22 protein-coding genes and 1 tRNA gene are annotated in these 21,587 nt (G+C 55.9%); 11 read left to right on the top strand and 12 right to left on the bottom strand.

The genetic code is table 11. The annotated features are described in order from the left end of the window. Positions 1-95 precede the first annotated feature (95 nt). From ACP15L_RS04080 to ACP15L_RS04050, 7 genes are all read left to right on the top strand, one after another. Positions 96-185: transfer RNA gene (locus ACP15L_RS04080), tRNA-Ser, on the top strand. A gap of 245 nt (positions 186-430) precedes the next feature. Then, the gene (locus ACP15L_RS04075; protein WP_425083237.1) at positions 431-1,138 is read left to right on the top strand and encodes an IS6 family transposase; all 708 of its coding nucleotides are present in this window, start codon (positions 431-433) and stop codon (positions 1,136-1,138) included. A 194-nt stretch (positions 1,139-1,332) separates the two neighbouring features. Next, positions 1,333-1,923, top strand: coding sequence for a YrbL family protein (locus ACP15L_RS04070; RefSeq protein WP_425083236.1), 591 nt, complete (start codon positions 1,333-1,335; stop codon positions 1,921-1,923). A gap of 102 nt (positions 1,924-2,025) precedes the next feature. Then, a complete protein-coding gene (locus ACP15L_RS04065; RefSeq protein ID WP_425083235.1) occupies positions 2,026-2,889 on the top strand; it encodes an urea carboxylase-associated family protein in 864 nt (287 codons plus the stop codon). A 21-nt stretch (positions 2,890-2,910) separates the two neighbouring features. Further along, complete coding sequence (locus ACP15L_RS04060; protein ID WP_425083234.1) at positions 2,911-3,750, top strand: glycosyltransferase family 25 protein; 840 nt, start codon at positions 2,911-2,913, stop codon at positions 3,748-3,750. A 124-nt stretch (positions 3,751-3,874) separates the two neighbouring features. Beyond that, the gene (locus ACP15L_RS04055; RefSeq protein WP_425083233.1) at positions 3,875-4,243 is read left to right on the top strand and encodes a group I truncated hemoglobin; all 369 of its coding nucleotides are present in this window, start codon (positions 3,875-3,877) and stop codon (positions 4,241-4,243) included. Further along, a complete protein-coding gene (locus ACP15L_RS04050) occupies positions 4,240-5,298 on the top strand; it encodes an adenylate/guanylate cyclase domain-containing protein (RefSeq protein WP_170469684.1) in 1,059 nt (352 codons plus the stop codon). The genes ACP15L_RS04055 and ACP15L_RS04050 overlap by 4 nt, the downstream gene beginning before the upstream one ends. Before the next feature lie 3 nt (positions 5,299-5,301). Here the strand turns inward: ACP15L_RS04050 and ACP15L_RS04045 are convergent, their stop codons facing one another. The 11 genes from ACP15L_RS04045 to guaA form a co-directional block, all read right to left on the bottom strand. Next, entirely contained in the window at positions 5,302-5,919 is a 618-nt protein-coding gene (locus tag ACP15L_RS04045; RefSeq protein WP_170469681.1) for a TetR/AcrR family transcriptional regulator, read from the bottom strand. Positions 5,920-6,030: 111 nt separating this feature from the next. Then, positions 6,031-6,900 (bottom strand): polyphosphate kinase 2, encoded by an 870-nt coding sequence (ppk2, locus tag ACP15L_RS04040; protein ID WP_170765417.1) that lies wholly within the window; start codon positions 6,898-6,900, stop codon positions 6,031-6,033. 49 nt (positions 6,901-6,949) lie between these two features. Further along, positions 6,950-7,903 carry an alpha/beta fold hydrolase gene (locus tag ACP15L_RS04035; RefSeq protein WP_425083232.1) on the bottom strand — a complete coding sequence of 318 codons (954 nt, stop codon included), beginning with the start codon at positions 7,901-7,903 and terminating at the stop codon, positions 6,950-6,952. Next, positions 7,893-8,810 (bottom strand): homoserine O-acetyltransferase MetA, encoded by a 918-nt coding sequence (gene metA, locus ACP15L_RS04030; RefSeq protein ID WP_425083231.1) that lies wholly within the window; start codon positions 8,808-8,810, stop codon positions 7,893-7,895. The genes ACP15L_RS04035 and metA overlap by 11 nt, the downstream gene beginning before the upstream one ends. 35 nt (positions 8,811-8,845) lie before the next feature. After that, entirely contained in the window at positions 8,846-9,718 is an 873-nt protein-coding gene (locus ACP15L_RS04025) for an ATPase (RefSeq protein WP_425083230.1), read from the bottom strand. 50 nt (positions 9,719-9,768) lie between these two features. Next, positions 9,769-10,665 (bottom strand): DMT family transporter, encoded by an 897-nt coding sequence (locus ACP15L_RS04020; protein ID WP_425083229.1) that lies wholly within the window; start codon positions 10,663-10,665, stop codon positions 9,769-9,771. Between the two features lie 105 nt (positions 10,666-10,770). Beyond that, on the bottom strand, positions 10,771-11,928 hold the full coding sequence (locus ACP15L_RS04015; protein ID WP_425083228.1) for an OmpP1/FadL family transporter: 1,158 nt from the start codon (positions 11,926-11,928) through the stop codon (positions 10,771-10,773). A gap of 127 nt (positions 11,929-12,055) precedes the next feature. Next, the gene (locus ACP15L_RS04010) at positions 12,056-12,961 is read right to left on the bottom strand and encodes a DMT family transporter (RefSeq protein WP_425083227.1); all 906 of its coding nucleotides are present in this window, start codon (positions 12,959-12,961) and stop codon (positions 12,056-12,058) included. A gap of 65 nt (positions 12,962-13,026) precedes the next feature. Then, positions 13,027-13,722, bottom strand: a complete 696-nt coding sequence (locus ACP15L_RS04005; RefSeq protein WP_425083226.1) for an FkbM family methyltransferase — start codon at positions 13,720-13,722, stop codon at positions 13,027-13,029. Positions 13,723-13,788: 66 nt separating this feature from the next. Then, on the bottom strand, positions 13,789-14,832 hold the full coding sequence (locus ACP15L_RS04000; protein ID WP_425083225.1) for a hypothetical protein: 1,044 nt from the start codon (positions 14,830-14,832) through the stop codon (positions 13,789-13,791). A 6-nt stretch (positions 14,833-14,838) separates the two neighbouring features. Next, positions 14,839-16,398, bottom strand: a complete 1,560-nt coding sequence (gene guaA / locus ACP15L_RS03995) for a glutamine-hydrolyzing GMP synthase (protein ID WP_425083224.1) — start codon at positions 16,396-16,398, stop codon at positions 14,839-14,841. Between the two features lie 166 nt (positions 16,399-16,564). Between guaA and ACP15L_RS03990 the strand changes: the two genes are divergently transcribed. Both ACP15L_RS03990 and ACP15L_RS03985 read left to right on the top strand, forming a co-directional pair. Next, entirely contained in the window at positions 16,565-17,269 is a 705-nt protein-coding gene (locus tag ACP15L_RS03990) for an MgtC/SapB family protein (protein ID WP_170638848.1), read from the top strand. Positions 17,270-17,404: 135 nt separating this feature from the next. Continuing rightward, positions 17,405-18,949 carry a trimethylamine methyltransferase family protein gene (locus ACP15L_RS03985; RefSeq protein WP_425083223.1) on the top strand — a complete coding sequence of 515 codons (1,545 nt, stop codon included), beginning with the start codon at positions 17,405-17,407 and terminating at the stop codon, positions 18,947-18,949. On the opposite strand, the gene ACP15L_RS03980 is transcribed toward ACP15L_RS03985, so the two are convergent. After that, entirely contained in the window at positions 18,950-19,249 is a 300-nt protein-coding gene (locus tag ACP15L_RS03980) for a DUF6477 family protein (RefSeq protein ID WP_425083222.1), read from the bottom strand. It lies immediately after the preceding gene. Between the two features lie 240 nt (positions 19,250-19,489). Between ACP15L_RS03980 and ACP15L_RS03975 the strand changes: the two genes are divergently transcribed. After that, positions 19,490-20,572 carry a DUF6456 domain-containing protein gene (locus ACP15L_RS03975; RefSeq protein ID WP_425083506.1) on the top strand — a complete coding sequence of 361 codons (1,083 nt, stop codon included), beginning with the start codon at positions 19,490-19,492 and terminating at the stop codon, positions 20,570-20,572. Between the two features lie 47 nt (positions 20,573-20,619). After that, positions 20,620-21,543: a LysR substrate-binding domain-containing protein gene (locus tag ACP15L_RS03970; protein ID WP_425083221.1), complete on the top strand. Its 924-nt coding sequence runs from the start codon at positions 20,620-20,622 to the stop codon at positions 21,541-21,543. Positions 21,544-21,587: the final 44 nt, after the last annotated feature.

Raw genomic sequence — 21,587 nt, 5'->3', positions numbered from 1 at the left:
TGGGAATGGTCCGCAAACTAATGTGCAAACGGGTGTGAATTCACGGAATTGGGGCCTTGCAAATCCTTTTGCATTGCGTCACATATCGCGCTCACGGAGAGGTGGCCGAGTGGTCGAAGGCGCACGCCTGGAAAGTGTGTAGGCGGGAAACCGTCTCCAGGGTTCGAATCCCTGTCTCTCCGCCACTCATACCTGTCTCACTTCAGTTGTGTTTTCTGACCCGGAATTTCGCCGCATTTCCCGTGCGTTGGCGCGTGCGCTTTCAATCAGAGACGGAGCAGATCGTACACTCAGAACGCAATTCCGGCCGCAGTCTCAGTGCCGAATTTTGGCGGGGTCGCTTTGGGCTGGTTTTCCCTGATAAGCGGCAATTGGTCTTGTCAGAAGAACTTTGCTTGAGCGGGGCAGGGCGGGTGCATAGCATTAAGGAATGACCAGACCTGCCTCTTTCAAATACTTCAAAACCAGCCGCGAGATCATCCGCCTTGCGGTGATGTTGTACATCCGCTTCCCGCTTTCGCTTCGAAATGTCGAAGATCTGCTGCACGAGCGAGGCATCGAAGTGAGTCACGAAACTGTACGTTATTGGTGGAACAGGTTTGGCCCAGTGTTTGCTGCCGAAATCCGAAGAAAGCGTGTTCAGCAATTGAGAGCATACTGCAAATGGAAGTGGCATGTGGACGAGGTTTTCGTGAAGGTGAATGGCAAGCGGCATTATTTTTGGCGGGCCGTTGATCACGAAGGCGAGGTACTGGAAGCCGTTGTCACCAAACGCCGAAACAAAGCTGCAGCACTGAAATTCCTCAAGAAATTAATGAAGCGACACGGTAAGGCGGTAGCCGTTGTCACGGATTGCTTCGCATCGTATCGGGCCGCTCTAAGAGAGCTTGGCGCTATCGAAAAACAAAGGACGGGTAGGTGGCTCAACAACCGCGTCGAGAATTCGCACCTCCCGTTTCGACGACGCGAGCGCGCGATGCAGCGTTTCAGGCGCATGCGAAGTTTGCAGAAATTCGCCTCCGTCCACTCGTCCGTCTACAACCACTTCAATCAGGAAAGATCGCTAGCCAGCCGAGACACCTTCAAGTTAACACGCAGCGCCGCTCTTTGTGAGTGGCGTCAGCTTTGTTCTGGATAGGTTCGTGGTTTCTGCGGCAAACTAAGACTGGTTCGAATTCGTCTGACAGCACCGCCACAATCCCCCTGACCAGTTTATGCCGCACCTAGATACGAGCGTTCTATGTGGCGAGATCTGGTTGCATTGTATCAGTTCCATGACAGCCATATAGTGCCGGTCGACGCGAATTTTCTGCACAGGACAGACGGACGAACATGATTGACCTGACCGGGCAGGTGCCTCTGCGTACAAGCCAGAATTATGAGATTTTCCAGCATCCCGAAATGGATGGCGCCCTGTTGAAAGTCCGCGTGGATGAGCCGAAGCGAAACCACCTCATACCGCGCTATGCGGAATGGCGTTACGGCAATTTGCGACAATGGAACCGCGAGGCAAACGAATACCTTGCCGCGCTGCACCGTGGCTGCCCCGAGATTGAGCGTCTGGCGAAGTTCATGGGCTATGCACCAACCTCTCGCGGGCCTTCAATCGTGGTGGAAAAGATGACCGGACCGGATGGGGATCTCGCCCCGTCCTTGCATGCTGAGATGATGGCTGCAAATGGTGACCCGGAAGTGGCTCAGAAGCTGCGGGCCGACTTGCTGGAGTTGCTGGACGATCTGGAGCGCGGACGCATCATCGTCGGTGACATGGGGATCGGAAACATTGTGCGCGCGCAAGAGCGCGGTGGCAAACTTGTCGTCATTGACGGGTTGGGTGAAAGGGTCCTGTTGCCTCTGACATTGTTCAGCGATTGGGCATTTCGCAAATCCATGGCGCGGCGGCGTGCGCGCATGGCGGGCTAGTTGCGTCAGAATGGACCGATTTGAGCATTGGCCGCTGTCCTGTATTTGCTTTATGTCTGGCGATGTTAGGTGCAAGACAGCCCAAATTGGCGGAGGTGCTAAGTGAAACTCTCAACCCCAAATTTCCCAGCCCCAGCTGATGCCGAGGACCGCAAGGCCATCCGCCCAGTAATCTGCTATCCGCCAGAGACTCTGCCCAGTCCTGATCTGGATCGGTTGACCCGCTTGCGGGACACATCCGTGAAAACTGCCGAAGTCACCGCCGCGCCGCGAGACGCGTCCTGTATCGACGTGCCAGCCGGTGCTTTTTTCCGCATCACATCCGTCGAAGCCGCGCAGGTCGGTGATCTGAACTTGTGGAACAAACACGATCTGACCGAACGGTTCTACTCCGGTAAAACCCGCGCCCTGCACGGTACGCATCTTTCGACCGGAGACCGCATGTGGTCGAGTTTCCCAAATATGCGGCCGATGGCGACGATCACGGCTGATACGCTGGACTGGTACGGCTTTGACGCTTTTGGGGGCTCTGTTCATGACGTGATCGGCACCCGCTGCGACCCGTATACCGGACGGTTGCTGTCGGGGGATGATTACCACTATTGCTGTCATTCGAACTTGACCCGGGCCTTGGCGCAGCATTGCGATCTGCCCCTGCACGAGGCGGAGACTCATGTGCATGACGTTCTAAACGTCTTCATGTGTACCGGTTTCACGCGCGATACCGGCCAGTATTTTATGAAGGCCAGCCCGGTGCGTCCGGGTGATTACCTTGAATTCCACGCCGAGATCGACCTGATTGTCGGCCTTTCAGCCTGTCCGGGTGGGGACTGCTCCTCCAAGCATTCCTCGGATACCGCCGCGTGCTATCCGTTGCTGATCGAGGTCTTTGATCCGGGTGAAGTCGCGCGGCAGTCGCATGTTCAGCCCAGTGTCTCGGCCTATGACCGGTCGCATGGCGCATAAAAGGCAGCGAAAGGACAACGCGTGACGCAAGCGGACAAACAGCTTAGTACGGCTGTGTTCTACATAAACCTTGACCGGGTTCCCGAACGCCGCGCGTTCATGGAGGCGCAGTTCGCAAAAGCTGGCGTGACCGACCCGATCCGTTTTAGCGCAGTTGATGCACGTCAGGCGGATGCTCTGGAGGAGAATGGGTATGTGCCGGGCGTTGGCTCTCGCTGGGGTTTGAAGCAAAGCGAGATCGCCTGTTTTGAAAGCCATCGCGCCGTCTGGCAGCAAGCAGTGGATCAAAACCTGAAGGCGGCTGCGATTTTCGAGGATGATGTCGAGATGTCGTCCCGACTGGGGGAGGTGGTCGACAGCCTCGTCGAGAACGCGGACAGGTTCGATTTCGCAAAGATGGACTACTCGCCGCGCAGCCTGCGCTTTGGGTCCGAGATGGAGATAGGCGGCGCCACAGTTCGTCCTCTGTTGGAAATGGCCCCAAGTGCTGCCGCCTATATCTTATCGCAGGAGGGGTGTCGCAAACTGTTGGCATGGTCTCAGCAGTATTCCGACCATCTCGATGATTTCGTATCGATCCCCCGGCCAGATTGGCGGATGTATCAGGTGTTCCCGGCTGTGGGTGTGCAGATGATCTGGTCGAAGCAGCAGCAGGATCTTGAACAGGTCAAGACCAGCGAGCGGGAAGGCGATCAATCCACCAATATGGGCTTGGACAAAGGCCCGTTCTGGTTCCGGGCTCGTCGCGAGCTGTTGGCGGCAAAACGCAAGCTTGGTTGGCGCATTGGAGGGCAGAAGAAACTGCTCGATCAGGGTGGGTTTCTTGGGTTCATTCCGGTTGATACGGACCTTCGGGTCTGAGGCCTGTCTCACCGGCGCAGAGGTAAACCGACGCCTCAGACTTCAAGTTTTCAAAAGCATTAACAAAAATACCAATTTGATATAAGCTTGTGACGTTATTTCTAGTTATTGACTGGGTGTTGGGGTGTCACAAACGCTTTACGAGAAATACGGCGGCTTCAAAACCATCAGCCGTGTGGTGATGAGTTTCTACGAAATAGCGCTAGAGTCCGACGAAATCGGGCATTTCTTCGAAGATATCGACATGCCGCGCCTGATTGACCATCAGACCAAGTTCGTTTCGTCCCTGGTTGGGGGGCCTGCGGCGTTCAGCGACGACAGGATCGAGGCCGTGCATCGCCACCTTGGCATTTCTCATGACCATTTCGATGTCATGGCAGAGCTATTCGGTGAAGCGCTTGAGATGCATGGCATGTCCGAGCGCGATATCAAAACGGCCCTTGGCGCGATTGAAGGCAAACGCTCGATCATCGTCAGCCGTGACGTGGCATGAGCATCCTTGCCATCAACGAACAGCTGCTGCGTGCCATCGGCGTTGGTGTTGCCGTTGTTCGGGCGTCGGATCTGAAATTCGTCTTTCATAACAGCCCTTTCGCCGAATGGTTTGGCAAGCCTGAGAAAAAGCAGTCTCTTTTGGATATCCTACCGGACCTCGACGTGAGAGAACTGGAGGACGTCAAGCAATCCGGCCTGCGGTATTCGGTCGAGCTTCAGATCAAACCCAAGCGCCGGACGCTGATCTTTGCGGTCACCGTCTCACTGGCCAGTGGGTTGTCGGAACAAGTGTTGATCGTGGAATGCCAGAACATCACGCGTATTCGCGAGCTTGAGAGCATGATCGACAGCTACTCTACCATGGTCGAGCGTAACACTCGTGAATTGGAGCGCGAGAAGGAGAGGGTTGAACGCCTCTTGCTGAACGTGATGCCCCGTGCGGTCTATGAAGAGTTCAAGACCTTTGGCGTCGTGACCCCTCAGCTGTTTGATCAAGTTTCGGTGGTGATGTTGGATTTCGTCGGGTTCACAGATTTTGCTGCTAAAACCGACCCTACGGTCACGTTGAGCGAGTTGAATGATATCTTCACGGCCTTCGACCGGATCGTCGAGCAGTACGGTTGCGAGCGGATCAAAACGATTGGGGACGCCTATCTGGCCGTCTCTGGCATGCCGGATGCGACGCCCGACCATGCCACGGCTGTCGCCCATTGCGCGGTGCGCTTCTTGCGGTATCTCGAGCGGCGCAACGAAAGCCACCCGCATAAATGGCAGGCCCGGATCGGTCTGGGTATGGGGCCAGCTGTAGGGTCGGTCGTGGGCATTCAGAAATATGTCTATGACGTGTTTGGCCCAGCCGTGAACATCGCTGCGCGCCTGCAAGTCTTTGCAAACCCGATGAATATCGTCGCGCCGGAGGCGATGAAGTATGCGTTGATCGATGAGTTTCAGGTCTCAGACCTGGGGCGGGTCGAGATCAAGGGGATGGGGGAGATGGATCTGATCAACGTCTCGTCAGGCCTCAGCGCCAATCAAGGAAGCCGATTGTTCTGAGGATCAGTCGTCCTGCGGCACCAGACCCAACCCGCGCAGGTAAATCCCAATCCCGCTTTCCAGAAGGTCCTCGGGCGAAAAGGGCGAGGTCGCACCTGTCGCGTTACGCGCATAGAGTTCGACCACACCGTGACTCATCGCCCAGATGTGGGCCGAGAACATGGACGCGGGCGGCCGCTTTTCCGGTGGAATATGTTTCGACAGGTCCGCAGCTGCTTTCTCCAGAACCGTTTTGGCCCGGTTTGACGCTAACGACAGCTCGGGAGTGCGGTTCGGGGAAATCCCACTTTCGAACATGGCGATGTAATGGCCGGGATGCTTGCGAGCAAAGGCCAGATAGGCGCGCCCGGTGGCCTCAAACGCGGCCAGCGCGGATGGCTGGCCCTCGTCATAGGCATATTGCATCAGGTCGGCGAACATCTCGAACCCTTGCCGGGCGGCTTCGGCAATCAGGTCCTCACGCCCGTGATAGTGCCGGTAGACGGCAGCAGGAGTGACCCCGGCGGTCTTGGCGGCCTCGGAAAGGGTGAACCCGGTGGGGCCTTTTTCTTCGATCAACGAGAGCGCGGCCTCAATCAAGGCCTGCTTCAGGTTTCCGTGGTGATACCCGCGCTTCGTCATTCCGGCCTCAGGTTATTGGTTTTTCACGTGTTCGGGTGCCAAGAGATAGTCCAATTTCAGCCAATGGTCCAACGCGCACGCGATTAATTATTGACCAGACCTTTATTTACGTCAGGACTCCCAGACATCCGGCCCGCCGCAGATTTTCGGATCATTCTCGCCGATGGCTTTTTCGTCTTTTTCATCGTAGTCTAAAGCCAGCAGCACCGTTCGGATGGCAGCAAGGCGCGCACGTTTTTTGTCGTCTGATCGCACGATCGTCCATGGGCAGTTTTCCGAGTGTGATCGGGTCAGAGTTTCAGAGATCGACTGAGTATATTCATCCCATTTTTCCAAACCGGCGATATCAATCGGGCTGAGTTTCCACTGTTTCAGCGGATCCGTTTCACGCGCCAGAAAGCGGTTCAGCTGTTCAGCACGGCCGACATTCAGCCAGAACTTGAACAGGCTGATCCCGTCGTTCACGAACCCGGTTTCGAGCGGCAAGACCTGACGGAAGAACCGTTCGCGCTCCTCCTGATTACAGAACCCAAAGACGTTTTCCACGACACCTCGGTTGTACCAGCTGCGGTCGAAAAAAACGATCTCACCGGCCGAGGGCAGGTGCTGGATATAGCGTTGGAAATACCACTGGCTGCGCTCGGAATCTGAGGGCTTACTGAGCGCAACATTCCGCGCCCCGCGTGGGTTCAGGTTCTCGCGGAACCGCTTGATGGTGCCTCCTTTTCCCGCCGCATCTCTACCTTCAAAGATGATCGCGACGCGTTGGCCGGTTTCTTTGACCCAGGATTGCATTTTGACCAGTTCGATTTGCAGCGCTTCGATCTGCTGCTCATAGTCTTTGGTCTTCATTTTTTCGGCGTAAGGATAGCTTGGATTCAGGATGTCGCCCTTGTTAGCCTTTTCGATCATTTTGCGCACGTCGCCGGGCGCTTTCTTGCGGTAATACTTCTCGATTGCACCTTTTTCTGACCGGGCCATGAGCTACCTCGCGATAAAATCCATATCTTACTATGGATTAGGTGCTGGCCTAACGCAAACCCGCCCGTTGTGCGGCGCGGTCTATGGCGGCGGCGACCTCTTCGGCTGCGACGACCTGGGGCATATGGCCAATGCCCCGCAACTCGATCAGCTCGGCACCGGGGATTTGTTCGATCAAGCGGGTTGAGTGCCAATCCAGCTTGACGGTCGTGTCTGCCGTGCCGTGAATGATTTCGGTAGGTACAGAGATTTCACCGTATCGGGGCTGCAGACGCTCAACCTCTTCCAAGAGCCGAACCCGTTGTTTTGCGTTGGCATGCATTGAGGCGCGGCGCATCGTCAGGGCGGGGCCGAAATGCTCGGCATAGCCTTCGGGTGCAGTTTGCGGAGCAAACACTTTGTCGAGGGCCGTTTCGACATAAGATTCCGGCACGTAAGAGGTGATGAGGGGCAGGGCAAGCGCGCTTCCTAGGTTGGTCGCTGCCAATCGGTTGAAATTGTCCAGCGGCGTCTCCCACGGGATGGCGGCCGGGGCAATCAGCACAAGGGCCGAGAGATTGTTGGGACGGGTCACCGCCCACGCCAACGCCACCGACCCTCCAAGGCTCTGCCCGGCGACGATGGGTTTTTCTGCGCCAAGTTGGGCAGCGGCACGCTGCAGGATATCCGCCTGTTCCTGAATGGTTTCACCTTCGGGATTGAAACTGTCCGAATAGCCAAGGCCGGGACGGTCAAACACGATCACGCGGTAGTTTTCGGCCAGAATAGGAGCCAAGGCGAAGGTCATGTCGCGGGTATTGCCGCTGGAGCCATGGATCAAGACCACATCAGGGCCATTCCCCATGACAACCGCATGCACGGCAATCCCATCCACATCGAGTATCTGACCTTCGGGCGGAAACGCCTGCTCGGCGCGCGCCTCGCTCTGGGTCGCGCGCCACCATGTGAACGCTGCGAAACCTACAAGGCCCAGCGCTAGGAGTATTCCGATTTTAGCGGCCAATTTCACTCATATCGAAGGGTGTGGACTGATATATTTCATTGATCCAGTTACCATAGAGCAGATGCGCATGGCTGCGCCATCGGTTCTGCGGCGCCTGCGTCGGATCATCATCTGGATAGTAGTTCATCGGCACGTTGATCGGCGTGCCATTGGCGATGTCCCGATCATATTCCTGCTTCAACGTATCGCTATCATATTCGAAATGGTTGAAAATGTAGAGCGCACGATGCGCCGGGTCCTCGACAAGGCAAGGACCTGCTTCATCGCTGCCAAGCAACGTGACAAGGCCGTCCGCGGCGTCAATCTCGGCCTGCTTCATCTCGGTCCAGCGGCTGACGGGAATAACGCAATCATCCGAGAATCCCCGCAAAAACGGAGACGACGGGAGCAGATTCCGATGCCGGAAACAGCCAAAGGCCTTGGCGTCCAGCATGTGTTTTTTCACGCCGTGGAAGTGATTGATCATCGCCATGCCGCCCCAGCAGACTCCGAAGGTGGAATGGACGTTGGTCTGGGTCCACTCAAACACCTCTCGGAGTTCTTCCCAATAGGTGACATCATCGAATTCCAGATGCTCGATCGGCGCACCGGTGATGATCAGGCCGTCGAACTTCTGGTCCTTCACGTCCTTGAACGGCTGATAGAACTCAGCCATGTGCGCAGCGGCGGTGTTCTTGGTCCGATGTTCGGTCATGCGGATCAGAGACAGGTCAATCTGCAGTGGAGTGGCCCCGATCAGACGCGCGAACTGGTTCTCGGTCTGGATCTTCTTGGGCATCAGGTTCAGCAGCCCGATCCGCAGGGGGCGAATATCCTGACGCATTGCCTGATCCGCAGCCATGACCATGACGCCTTCCTGGGTCAGGACGTCAAAGGCGGGCAGTTCGGATGGGATTTTGATCGGCATCGGGTCAGACTTCTGAATAGGTTAGGAGGAGGTAGTTAGGCGCGATCGCGCCCGGTCTCAAGGGTGCGTTCGATCAACTCATCGAAATCAGCCGCATCGCGCACTTCTCCGATGTCTTTGGCCGTTATCGTAACGCCCCACTTCTTCGCCATCGCCTCGTACCGGGGCTGACGATGGGCAAGCGCCTGAGCGTAGGTCCACCGGATGAACGCGTCCGGGTCCACGTCGGACTCGGAGCAGCCGTGTTGATCCAGATATTCGGACCAGACTCGGGTCAGGAATTCAGCCTGATAGGACATCGGCTTTGGGGCCTTGTCGAAGCGTCGGACCAGCTCGGCGGTGTGGTCGTCGTCACCCTTCAGCCAGATCATCAGCGTCTGTTTTGACAGCTCAGACATCAGTTGATCCGCTGGGTCGTTCGGGTCGACCCACTCGCAAATCGACCCGCCCGTGTCGCAGATGAAATGCGGATAGCCATAGAGACGCTCTGCCCGGTCCACGAAATATTCGGTGTCCAGAAGGGCGTGAATTTCGGCCAATCGGAATTGTTCCTGTCGGCGCCGGTACTCGGACATCTCCAACCCGCCAAGCGCCGGATTACCGGGCTTGCCAAGATAGGATGCGACAGGGGTCAGGTTCTCGAACGAGATGTTCGAGCCGATATAGATCGAATCCGACAGCAAAAGGTCCCTCAGGAACGGGACTTTCATCGCCTCGGCTTTGGCGTTATCGGCGATGTATTCGCCCATGTAGCGGGTACCGATCCGGTAGTCGACCGAGTAGTGAAACCAGCCACCGCTGTCCCGCAGGATGTTGGATACATAGGTCTTGCCCAGCCCCGACATGCCGAAAAACAGCACCTTCTTGCGTGCAGCCCCACGCCAATCTCTTGCCGAGCTGTAGATCATCTTGCGCTGTCCCTTGTTTTTGCCTTTGCTAATTCGGGCAGGCGGCGGCGTCAATCGCGTGGGACGGCTCGATTGAGGATCAATAGTCCCGCAGACAGCACGGCAAAGCCGATATAGGCGCGGGGATCCAGTGCCTCGTCTCGCAGCAACGCGCCCAAAACGATCGCGACAGGTGGGATGATCAGGGTCACGAGTAACAGATTGCCACTGCCCGCCATTGCTAGGACCCGGTAGTAGAGAAGATATGCACCCGCCGTCGCGATCAGGGAATAATACGCGATTGCCGCCCATGTGACCGCGGGCAGGCTGAGGCTTGGGATGCCGTCCGTCATGAGGGCAATTGGGATCAAAAAGAGTGTCGAGCCGGTCAGCATCCCGGCGGCGGCGACAATCGGCGGGAGGGAGCTTAGATGTTTGCGCGCCCAAACGCCGGCAAATGCGTAGGAGATAGTGCCCGCGAGGATGGCAAGTTGAGCTGTGTTTTGCAGGCTGAAGCTGGTGAGGTTGCCGACCCCGATCGCGATTGAAACGCCGAAAAAACCGAGGCCGACGCCGAGAAGGCGCGGTGATGTCAACCTCTCGTCGGAAAAGAAGAGCGCAGCAACGAGTACGCCAAAGATGGCCGTTGCCGCGTTCAAAATCGCCGTGAGGCCGGTGTCTATGTACAACTGTCCCCACGCCATCAGCGAGAACGGAATCACGTTGTTGAGCAGTCCCATGACCAGAAAACCAAACCAGAGGCGCGGTGAGGACGGGACGCTTAGACCCCTAAGCCAAACCACCAACCACAAGGCCAGCATTGCCCAGAACGTTCGATGCAATACCGAGGTCATCACTGGTATCGTGTCCAGCGCAATACGGATTGAAATGAAAGACGCGCCCCAGATGAGACCCAGCAGCGAAAGTTCAGCCCATGCGCGAGGGGATAGGTGTTTTTGCTGTTCCATGAACAGGTTGTGGCAGCTTTAAGTTCATGCGGCGACCCGAAAGATGCGGAAACAAAAAGACCCCACCGAAACGGCGGGGTCTGATTGGTTTTTGTCTGGGGTTGATTAGTCCAGTGCGTAGGTGATCTGGAAACCGACACTCCAAGCGCTGTTGCCGGTAAAGTCTGCCGTAACACCGCGGGCTCCGTCGGCCGTCGCATCTCCGATGTCAGTGTACCGCACACCAGCGGAGACTTTGGCTTTTTCCAAAGAGTATGTGCCGCCGAGACCAATGCTCCAGAAGCCGTCTGTGGGACCGAGATTTGATACCGGGTCGCCTGACGAAGTCTCGTAACCCAATGTAACCGCGCCCGAAAACTCCTCCGAGAATTGATATCCAAGACCTAAGGTGTAGGTGAAAGTGTCATCGTCGTAGTCGACTAGTGCGGCACCTACGTTGTTCACATAAACTGGTGGAGCGTAAGAAAGCTGTGGCCAATCCACCCAACGAACAGAACCAAACAAAAGCGTTTTTGGCGCGACACCGGTTTGGAAGTCCAAATTGATAGACTGAGGCGTTTCGATTTCCGTGCTTGTATTCTCTGAGTTCACTTGTCCCGGTGTGACAGGCGGGATCGGAATCGGGTTGAAGGACTCTGTCTGCGACAGGTCATGAGAGATTTTTGAGTTATAGGTCAGAGCCACGCGCGCCGCGATCTCGGGTTTCTCCCAAGCCACACCAATAACATAGCCGAAGGCAAGGTCTTTATCGGAACGCGTTTCGTAGCCCTGTGCGAGAGGTACGGTAACTGATGCTTTTACGCGTTGCGCACGAATACCGCCAATAGCGCTGAAACCACCGTCAAACTTGTAGCGCAGCAAAGCAGTGATCGCCTCTGTGTCGGCTTTTGCTCGCAGTACATCAGATCTACCACCCGGAACTAGGTTTGTCGAAAGGGGATAATCGGGCGAATACGCGATATCGGCACCATAGGGCTCGTCATACATAATCGCAAAATCAAGTTTTTCTGTGAGCGCAGTCTTATATCCCAGATGTGGAGTGAAAAAGTCATTGGCGACGTTTCCAGAGTCAATCGGCTCACCTGTAGTAAAGCTCGGCATGGTCCCGCTTACGCTGGGGTCTGTGTAGCCCAAGCGAAACTGTACTACCGATCCTTCTTCGAAGATCAAGTTGATGCCCTGACCGCTTCGGTCCAGACCGCCAGCGTACCCGGCCGTTGCCCCCACGCAAATCGCGCACGCTGATAGTAGCGCCTTTCTCATGTATTCCTCCCTTACTGTCCCTTGAAGGCCTGTATGGCATCGTGTGAGTGTACGGATGCCGACCCGCTCGATTTGAATGCCCGATACTGTCTCGGTGTCTATTTTATCGTCAACTAGTGACCGTGCGTTACTTCTTATGAGTGTCGGCACGAACTGTTGCTAAACTGTTACGATTTTCGGACCAAACATTCAGAAAGATACCTGAAAAGATCACGGCTGCTCCGAGCAGCGTCCAGTGATCCAGTGGTTCATGATAAAGAAGCATACCGACAACTGCGATTGTCGGCAGGCGGGCAAAGTCGAACGGCACCACCACGGTCGCGGGGGCGATTGCAAGCGCGTTTGTGATACAGAAATGAGCAAGAAGACCGGCCAGACCAACCAGCAACAAAAAGGGTGCCGTCTGTAGCGTTGGCAAGGCGATTTGCTGGTCTATCCCTGCCGCAGCCGTGCCAAGAACAGCCTGCATCACAGTCAACCAAAACACGATACATCCGATACTGGCGTGTCGGGTGAGCTGTTTCGTCGTGATTGTTGTAAACGCGAAGAAAATCGCGCTTCCCGCTGCCATGAGAATACCCGGCGAAAGGCTTGCGGTTCCGGGTCTTGTCACCATCAGAACTCCGGCAAACGCAATCAACGCCGAAGTCATACGGATTGCGGTAAGGCGCTCTTTCAAGAGAAGCGGAGAGAGCAGGATAACCCAGATCGGTTGGGTGAATTCAAGCGCGAATACCTGCGCCAGAGGGACCACTCCGACCGCGTAGAACCAGAGGTTTTGGCCGGTGAAATGGAACGTATTGCGTAAGGCGTGCAAACCAAGACGCTCGGTTGTGACCTGATGCCATTTGCGGGTCGCCGTCAGTACTAGCGCTACGATGAGCACGCCGACAAAGCTGCGATACATCATGATCTCGAAAGTATCGTGATGCAGGCTCAACTCTCGACCGGCGACGGCCATTGAGGAGAACGAGGCAATAGCGCCGGTCATCCACAGAGCGGCAGAAAGTGAAGAGCCTGCGCGTTGTTTCATTTTACGATGGACAATCTCGCGATATTTAATCTCTGTTGCAGCAGAACATTTGTCTCTACGCAGACTTAAGTGTTTTTCCGTTCATCTTTAAAGAGATAGTCGTGCTGTGAAAGTAAGGCTTCTAATTTATATCCTACGGATTCAAGGTAGCTGGCCATGCGGTCATAGTCCCTGCACTCGATCAGCATGTAGTCAAACCGAAACTGGTTGTGATCCAGACCTTTCAATACACTGAGTTCCGCTCCTTCAACATCGAGTGAAAGAAAATTGATACGAGAAGGAGCATTCGAATCAACCAAAATATCGTTGAGAGGTTTGGCCGCGGCGCCAAAGGTAAAGGTGCGTTCCGTTTCTCTCATATGTTGTTGCGCCGCTAGGAGGTGCGCGTTTGGATCAGGCAGGTCCAATTCCATTCCTACGGGAACAGTCATCAAATTCGCATAGGCCATTTCGACAAACTTGTCAGGGAACCCGAACTCTACGCAGGCGTTACAATGAACTTGGTTGTTTTCGCCGCGACGTTTCAGGCATTTTAGGAAATTGTGTGGAGATGGCTCGATCAGCACCCCGCGCCAGTTCCGTTCCTTCTCGAAGTAAAGTGTATTGGATTGGTTCACCCCGTCGTTGGCGCCAAGTTCGACATAGAACCCGTTGTCAAAATCAACGTAGGGTTCAAGTTTTTGATCGAGGCTATTGAGGCCAAAATACTTGGATTCGGGTTTCTTTTTTCGCTTGCGGCCAATCAGGTCGGAAAATCTCATGGCTATGAATTGCCTATTTTGTTTTCTTGAGGGGAAGGGACTGTTTTCGCTGAACTTCAGTAAGATTCATAGCTCTTCATCTGGATGAATCCACCAATCTGGCCTCTTGCTATAATTGAAGCCTCGTTGTTCTAGCTTTCCTATTGCACAACCTGGCAAATTGAGCATCAGTGCAAGTTGTTCTTGTGAAGCTTTCCATTCGCCAATATCAGGGTAACGTCCGGATACATCATCCCACGCGTCTACCTTATTGAGGTGATCAAACTGATTGTATGCGTGCCCGCTGGCTCCAAATACATAAACTGTCTCAGCAGCAATGCTGAGAAGACAGATGCCCACCCCAAAACTACCGTAGCCAAAGGTCAAATGTCGCGCGGCCAGCAATACATCCAAGTCCTCCTTGAGAGAACCACTTTGTAATAACAGTGTTAGTTCTGAGTTTTCTATATAAGTTTCCAATGCGCCGACGCACGGGTTTCGCCGATCTTCGAAAACCAAGCGAACGCGGTTGATACCAAGCTCTTTGCGTGCTTGTTCAATCATTTTTTTGTAGAACGCCAAGGGTGGCTGCGAAAAGTCCGGGTGTGGTCTCGCGTCGAATGCATCGCCCGATCGAATGTGTATTGTGAGGCAACCTCGGGGTTCTGGTTCTGGTAATGGGATGTGAGCCGCTGGAACAAGATATTTTTGCAATACCTGTCTACGCAAAGGCATTCGTATGCCAAGCCGCTCCATTCGCGGGCCAGTGTAAAATGTGCCTTTCAAAAAAAGACCGAGAGAGCTTGTGTCATAATCGTGGGGAAGAAACGTTAGTCCTGATACCTCAGTAGGGCTATCTATCTTGATCAATTCGGTCTTTGGCAACTGGATAAAGGGGAGTCTCAGGGAGCGGGCCAAAAATAGAGCATTGCTTGATTGAAGAAGACTATTCCCCATCCTGCCATACTCTTCGACGGAAAGGCCTACAATACTCTGCCTATCAGTACCGCGATGTTCATCAATCGAATAGTCGGTCTTTAACCGGTTGGAATTATAGGTTGAATTCCAATTACTATTCAGTTTTCGCAAGGCTTTTTTTAGTCTATGCGATGCAGATTGCCTGAATCCCATTTTGAACTACTCCCACTCGATCGTTCCCGGAGGTTTCGAAGTGATATCGTAGGTGCATCGGTTGATACCCTTGACCTCGTTGATGATCCGTGTGGCGGTTTCGCCCAGGAACTCGTGGCTGAAGGGGTAATAGTCGGCGGTCATGCCATCAACTGACGTCACGGCACGCAGCGCGCAGGCGTAGTCATAGGTACGGCCATCGCCCATGACGCCGACGGTGCGCACGGGGAGAATCGCCACAAAGGCCTGCCAGATATCGTCATAGAGGCCGTGTTTGCGAATCTGGTCGATGTAGACTGCATCGGCTTCGCGCAGGATTTCGAGCTTCTCGCGGGTGATTTCTCCGGGGCAGCGAATGGCGAGGCCCGGTCCGGGGAAGGGGTGGCGGCCGATGAAGCTGTCGGGCAGACCCAGTTCGCGACCCAGCGCGCGGACCTCATCCTTGAACAGCTCACGCAGGGGTTCGACCAGCTTCAGGCCCATCTTCTCGGGCAGGCCACCGACATTGTGGTGCGATTTGATCGTGACAGAAGGGCCACCGCTGAAAGAGACGGACTCGATGACGTCCGGGTAGAGTGTGCCTTGGGCCAGGAACTCCGCCCCGTCGATAGTGTCGGCGTGCTTCTGGAACACGTCGATGAACAGTTTGCCAATGATCTTGCGTTTGGTCTCCGGGTCGCTTTGACCGTCCAACTCGCCCAGGAACAGATCGCTTTCGTCCGCATGGATCAGCTGAATGTTGTAGTTGTCGCGAAACATGCCGACGACTTCCTGCGCCTCGTTTTTGCGAAGCAGCCCGTGGTCAACAAAGACGCAGGTAAGTTGATCACCGATCGCCTCGTGGATCAGGATCGCGGCCACCGAGCTGTCGACGCCGCCGGACAGGCCGCAGATGACTTTCTTATCACCAACCTGCTCGCGGATCTTCTCTATCATCTGTTCACGATAGGCACCCATCGTCCAGTCGCCGCTGAACCCGGCGAGCTTCACAAAATTTTCATACAGTTTCGCGCCCTTGGGCGTGTGATGCACCTCGGGGTGGAACTGCACAGCGTAGAAATGGCGCTTGCTGTCTGCCGTGATGGCAAACGGTGCGTTGGGCGAGGTGCCGAAAACTTCAAACCCCGGAGCGATTTCGCTGACATGGTCGCCGTGGCTCATCCAGACCTGTTCATCACCATCCGCGAACCAGTCTTTCAGGATATCCAACTGACCTTTCGGAGTGACAAAGGCGCGGCCAAACTCGGCGGTGCCATGGCCGCTTTCGACCTTGCCGCCCAGTTGGTGCATCATCACCTGCTGGCCATAACAGATGCCCAGGATCGGAACGCCATAGTCGAAAATCTCTTGCGGCGCGCGCGGAGAACCCTCACGCGTGACACTGTCCGGCCCACCCGAAAAAATCACCGCTTTGGGCGCCATTTCGCGCACAAATTCCATGGTGACGTTCTGGTAGGGGTGGATTTCGCAATAGACATTCAGCTCGCGCAGACGGCGTGCAATCAGCTGCGTTACCTGGCTGCCGAAGTCGATGATCAGAAGGCGGTCGTGGGATGTATCACTCATGTGCGGGCCATAGGCCAAGCGTAACGAATTCGCAAGAGATAAGGTCTTTGGTAGGGGGCAGGACACTACATTTTGGGGAAACTGCGCTTCGGTTATTGTAAAAGTTTTGTAACAAAAATATGACGATCTTTCCGTCTGCGTCATGCAGACACCCAGAACAGGAGAGATGCGTTTGCCCATAGCTGTTGAACTTGCCGCTTTGAATCTGGCTTTGGCCATGTTCTGCGGGGCTTTGATCGGGTCCGAGCGTCAGGTGCGCCAACGTATGGCAGGTTTGCGCACCAATGCGCTGGTGGCCCTGAGCGCTGCAGCTTTTGTGGTGTTCTCGGCGCTTTATCCGGATGAGGTAAGTCCGACACGCGTGGCCGCGCAGGTCGTTTCGGGGATTGGGTTTCTTGGGGCAGGCATCATCTTTCGGCACGGGTTCACCATTCATGGTCTGAACACGGCGGCGACCTTGTGGTGTTCGGCGGCTGTGGGGATGATGGCCGGCAGTGGGGCTTGGATCTTTGCGATCATGATGACGGGTTTCGTCATTTTTGTGAATCTGGGGCTTCGGCCTTTGGTGAAATGGTTGAAAAAAACGACACGTGCCGGGGTTCCCTTGACGCAGGAGTTCCGCATCCTCGTGCAGTGCGCGGCGGATGCTCAGGCGGAGGTCCGTGCGGCGGCACTACAGGCTTTGGCGCAAAACGGGGTGCGCATTGTCGGGTTTCAAAAGGGAGATGCAGACGACAAAGGTTTGCAAACACTGGAAATTCTCGTTTCCACCGAAGATCATCCCGAAAACGTGCAACACAAAATCGCAGCGCCACTTATTCTTGAACCGGGGATTCTGAGTGTTGAGTGGGAAGATGCGAACGAGACCTGAAACCGTTGTTTTAAAGGGTCCCGTCGCGGCGTAATGTCGCTTTTATGTGCCAATAGCCGTTATCTTCCAATAGTAGCGAGTGTTGGCGGGCTAGATAGAACCCTAATCAACACATCCAAAGTATGGTGAGGAAAAATGGCTGAAGCATCAGCACGTCGTCGAGGTCGCGGTGGTGGCGGAGCCGCCCGCCGGGCAGAACGCACTGCGGTTCGGATCGACACCGCAAAGTACATTGAGCGGAACATTCCGAACTTTGAGGTCCTCAACGAAGAAGCGTTGGAGATCATCGAGTACAACGCCGAAACGATTCTGGAAGAGGTTGGCGTCAACTTTGTCGACAATCCCGCCGCGCTGGAGCGTTGGCGCAATGCGGGTGCGGATGTTGATGGTGAACGCGTGCGCATCCCGCGTGGGCTGGCGCGCCAGCTGATAAAAACAGCCCCAAGCCAGTTCACTCAGCACGCCCGCAACCCAGAGAAATCGGTGGTGATCGGCGGCCGTAACATGGTTCTAGCGCCTGTCTACGGCCCTCCGTTCGTTCGTGATGCGCAGGGTGGTCGTCGCTATGCGACCATGGATGATTTCAACAAGTTCGTGAAACTGGCCTACATGTCCAAATGGCTTCACCACTCGGGCGGTACCGTTTGCGAACCGACCGATATCCCGGTGAACAAACGCCACCTCGATATGTTGATGGCGCACATGACACTGTCGGACAAACCCTTCATGGGATCCGTGACCGACCCCAGCCGCGCGAAAGATTCGGTCGAGATGTGCGAGATTCTGTTCGGCAAGGAATTCGTTCAGAACAACACAGTGATGACTTCGCTGACCAACATCAACTCGCCGATGACCTTTGACGATGTGATGATGGGGTCGCTAGAGGTTTACGCGAAGAACAATCAGGCTTGCATTGTCTCGCCCTTCATCGTCGGTGGTGCGATGGCGCCGGTGTCGGTTGCAGGTACGCTGACGCAGGTTCTGGCCGAAGTACTGGCGGGTATCGCCTATAGCCAAATAATCCGTCCTGGTGCACCCGTAATTTTTGGTGCGTTTGTGACTTCGATCGACATGAACTCGGGCGCGCCGACCTTTGGTACACCCGAGGCCGCGCATATCACCTATGGTGCAGGTCAACTGGCACGTCGTCTGAACCTGCCTTACCGCTCTGCGGGGTCGTTCTGTGGCTCGAAATTGCCGGACGCGCAGGCGGCATATGAGACCGCGAACTCGTTGAACATGGGTCTGATGTCGGGCGTGAACTTTATGCTGCACTCGTGCGGCTGGCTCGAAGGCGGTCTGGTTGCGGACTTTGAAAAGTTCGTCATGGACGCCGATCAACTAGGTGTTCTGCACGGCCTGGCCAAAGGCGTAGCCTATGACGAGAACGCACAGGCGATGGGTGCAATCCGCGAAGTTGGGCCGGGCGGTCACTATCTTGGCTGCGAGCACACGCAGGCCAACTTCAAGGAAGCCTTCTGGAAAACCGAGGTGCTGGACTACAAACCGTTCGAGACCTGGCAGGATGAAGGTTCACGCGATACGCGTCAGCTGGCCTCGGCCCGGGTCGAGTATCTGCTGGCCAACTACCAGCAGCCGCAGATGGACCCGGCCACCAAAGAGGCGCTCGAGGCTTATATTGCCGATAAGAAAGCCTCGATGCCGGACGCATTTACCTGATCATTCGAACTGTGCGGCGCGGCTGGCTTGGTACAGCTGCGCCTCACCCAAAAGCGCAATCAGAAGATCAAGGTGTCTGACCAGAGAATAGGCGGCGTCCTCTTCTTTTCGCAGCGTATCTTGCTCTCTCTCCATATCCATAAGCCGCATCAGAGCGGCCCCGTTTCCGGGCAGTCGACCATAGCCCAGGATGCGCTGAAGATGCCGGTCACGGTTGTAATCCTGCGCCCCGAATTTTGCAGCGCGCGCCAGTAGTCGGGGGCGGCGCAGGGTCGCGATCATGGTCATCAAGTCTTGCATTTCATGTGCCTCTTGGTCGGATAATTGACGCCCTGTTTGTCACACAACCTAAGAGGGTGTTGCGCTCTTCAAGATCGCCCCGAACGTTGGTTTCACGACTGTTTATCTTTTTGAATCAAATCTGGTTGCTGCGCTTCGGGGTTAACGAACGAGTAACGAAACCACCTCTAGTTAGATTTGGTTAACTATAATTTCGGGGGCAAAAGTGGCTGTCTGTTTTGTCGACGAGGGCAAATGAACATGGAAAACAACGTGGCATTCTTTATTCCGGCATGGGTTCCCGAGGGAGCACAGCGCTACCTTGCGCACACGGAAACCGGTCAGTCGATCCGGGATATCGCAAGATCGGCCGGGTGCCATGCTTCGACCATTCTCAGACAAATCCGACGGGTCGAAATGCGCCGCGATGATCCCTTGGTCGATGCGGCTCTGCAATCGCTGGCCGAGACACATTTCTCGGTCTCTGATCGGACGCGCCGCTTTGACGCAAGCGGACAGGACAACCAGGAAGACGACTCATTCGAGGGTGAAGCGCTGCGTGTGCTGAGACGCCTATGTGAGACGGGATCGGTTTTGGCGGTGGCCGAGGACATGGACAAGGCCGTGGTCGTGCGTGACACCGGTGAGGCCGGCACCACAAGGACGGCCGTTGTTGATTGCAAAATCGCGCAAGCGCTTGCCTTGCAGGACTGGATTTCCTGCGACAATCCGGGCCGTATTTCGCGGTACCGGATCTCGACATCAGGGCGCGCGGCGCTCAATAGGTTGGTGGCCGAGGCGGAAAACAAGGCCCGGTCGCGCAACGAATTCGGCATGGCCGAGGCACAGGCGGCGTTCCAGCCGAAGTTAAGTGGAGACGCACCGGAACGCTCCCGACGCGTGCGCTACAGTGCTGCGGAAAGTCCTTTGATCGCCTTGGCGCGGCGGCGGGACCGAGACGGCAAACCCTTTCTCGATGAAACGCTTGTCCGCGCCGGGGAACGTCTGCGTGAAGACTTTGAGTTGGCTCAGATCGGCCCGCAGGTTGCGCAGAACTGGGATCGCTTTCTAACCGGAGGAGGGCGCGGCAATTTCGACAGTGAATCTCACGGCGGGCGAGGGGCCTCGGACGCGAAAGACCGTGTGGCGTGCGCGTTGTCGGACCTTGGGCCGGGGCTGAGCGACGTTGCGCTGCGCTGTTGTTGTTATCTTGAGGGGCTGGAACTGGCCGAAAAGCGCATGGGTTGGTCCGCGCGTTCAGGTAAGATCGTTCTGCGCATCGCCTTGCAGCGCTTGAAGCGACACTATGAAGACCTCTCTGGGCAAGATCGCATGATTGGCTAGGGATAACCCTCTCTTGTGGTTTTGGCCCTTGGTGATAATCAGGGGCTATGAATTTTACACTCAAACAGTTGCAGTACTTTCAAGCCGTGGCCGAGCAGCGCAATTTCGGCCGCGCCGCGCAGGTCTGCAATGTATCGCAACCTGCGCTGTCTGTTCAGATCAAATCGCTTGAGGAAACGCTGGGCGGTGTTCTGTTCGAGCGTCAAGCGCGGGACATCCTGCTGACACCGCTGGGGCGAGACGTTCTGGAGCATGCGCGCCAGGTTCTGGGGGCAGCTGTGCGGCTGGACCAGTTCGCGCGGGATCACTCCGGCGGCCATCGATCGCTGTCGATCGGGATCATCCCGACGATTGCACCGTATCTTCTGCCCGGCGTTCTGGGTGGTTTGCGCGCCGAAGATGTCTCGCTGCGCGTGCAGATCCGCGAGGCGAGGACCGAACGGTTGCTATCATTGCTCCGCGAAGGTGAGATCGACGCTGCGGTTCTGGCCCTGCCGGCAGGTGGCTCAGAATTCCACGAAACGCCGTTGTTTCAAGATCACTTCCTGCTGGCAGGCAGCGCCGCGCGGCTGCAACGTGTGAACACCAGCCCCGAGATGCTGCGCCCTCTGGATCTGCAATCGGCGCAGTTGATGTTGTTGGAGGATGGCCATTGCCTGACGGATCAAGCGCTGGAGGTCTGCGGGCAGGACCGGGGCAGTGGGCAGATCAACATGGGGGCCTCTTCGCTTGCGACGCTTTCCCGGCTGGTTGCCGAGGGGTTCGGCCTGACCCTGATGCCCGAGCTGGCCGCGAAATCAGAATCAGAGGCGGTTCCGGGCTTGAAGCTTTTGCGGTTTGGCGCCCCGCAACCGGCGCGCACGGTGGGGCTTGTCCGGCGTGCATCAACAACGGATGACGGTTGGGTGGATCGTTTGGCCCAGGTAATCCGGGATGTGGGGGAGCAAATCGTTTCGGCCACGCGGATATGAAAAGGCCCGCCAGAAGCGGGCCTGTATTCAGCGTTTAAGCACCA

This window comes from Ruegeria profundi, from assembly GCF_049800715.1.
Taxonomy (GTDB): domain Bacteria; phylum Pseudomonadota; class Alphaproteobacteria; order Rhodobacterales; family Rhodobacteraceae; genus Ruegeria; species Ruegeria profundi_A.
This window is presented reverse-complemented; position numbering and strand designations above follow the sequence as displayed.

Excerpts from the sequence above, each read along its gene's own strand:
- ACP15L_RS04075 (WP_425083237.1), top strand. The coding sequence starts at position 431 with ATGACCAGACCTGCCTCTTTCAAATACTTCAAAACCAGCCGCGAGATC.
- ACP15L_RS04070 (WP_425083236.1), top strand. The coding sequence starts at position 1,333 with ATGATTGACCTGACCGGGCAGGTGCCTCTGCGTACAAGCCAGAATTAT.
- ACP15L_RS04050 (WP_170469684.1), top strand. The coding sequence starts at position 4,240 with ATGAGCATCCTTGCCATCAACGAACAGCTGCTGCGTGCCATCGGCGTT.
- ACP15L_RS04045 (WP_170469681.1), bottom strand. The coding sequence starts at position 5,919 with ATGACGAAGCGCGGGTATCACCACGGAAACCTGAAGCAGGCCTTGATT.
- ppk2 (WP_170765417.1), bottom strand. The coding sequence starts at position 6,900 with ATGGCCCGGTCAGAAAAAGGTGCAATCGAGAAGTATTACCGCAAGAAA.
- metA (WP_425083231.1), bottom strand. The coding sequence starts at position 8,810 with ATGCCGATCAAAATCCCATCCGAACTGCCCGCCTTTGACGTCCTGACC.
- ACP15L_RS04025 (WP_425083230.1), bottom strand. The coding sequence starts at position 9,718 with ATGATCTACAGCTCGGCAAGAGATTGGCGTGGGGCTGCACGCAAGAAG.
- ACP15L_RS04020 (WP_425083229.1), bottom strand. The coding sequence starts at position 10,665 with ATGGAACAGCAAAAACACCTATCCCCTCGCGCATGGGCTGAACTTTCG.
- ACP15L_RS04015 (WP_425083228.1), bottom strand. The coding sequence starts at position 11,928 with ATGAGAAAGGCGCTACTATCAGCGTGCGCGATTTGCGTGGGGGCAACG.
- ACP15L_RS04010 (WP_425083227.1), bottom strand. The coding sequence starts at position 12,961 with ATGAAACAACGCGCAGGCTCTTCACTTTCTGCCGCTCTGTGGATGACC.
- ACP15L_RS04005 (WP_425083226.1), bottom strand. The coding sequence starts at position 13,722 with ATGAGATTTTCCGACCTGATTGGCCGCAAGCGAAAAAAGAAACCCGAA.
- ACP15L_RS04000 (WP_425083225.1), bottom strand. The coding sequence starts at position 14,832 with ATGGGATTCAGGCAATCTGCATCGCATAGACTAAAAAAAGCCTTGCGA.
- guaA (WP_425083224.1), bottom strand. The coding sequence starts at position 16,398 with ATGAGTGATACATCCCACGACCGCCTTCTGATCATCGACTTCGGCAGC.
- ACP15L_RS03990 (WP_170638848.1), top strand. The coding sequence starts at position 16,565 with ATGCGTTTGCCCATAGCTGTTGAACTTGCCGCTTTGAATCTGGCTTTG.
- ACP15L_RS03985 (WP_425083223.1), top strand. The coding sequence starts at position 17,405 with ATGGCTGAAGCATCAGCACGTCGTCGAGGTCGCGGTGGTGGCGGAGCC.
- ACP15L_RS03980 (WP_425083222.1), bottom strand. The coding sequence starts at position 19,249 with ATGCAAGACTTGATGACCATGATCGCGACCCTGCGCCGCCCCCGACTA.
- ACP15L_RS03975 (WP_425083506.1), top strand. The coding sequence starts at position 19,490 with ATGGAAAACAACGTGGCATTCTTTATTCCGGCATGGGTTCCCGAGGGA.
- ACP15L_RS03970 (WP_425083221.1), top strand. The coding sequence starts at position 20,620 with ATGAATTTTACACTCAAACAGTTGCAGTACTTTCAAGCCGTGGCCGAG.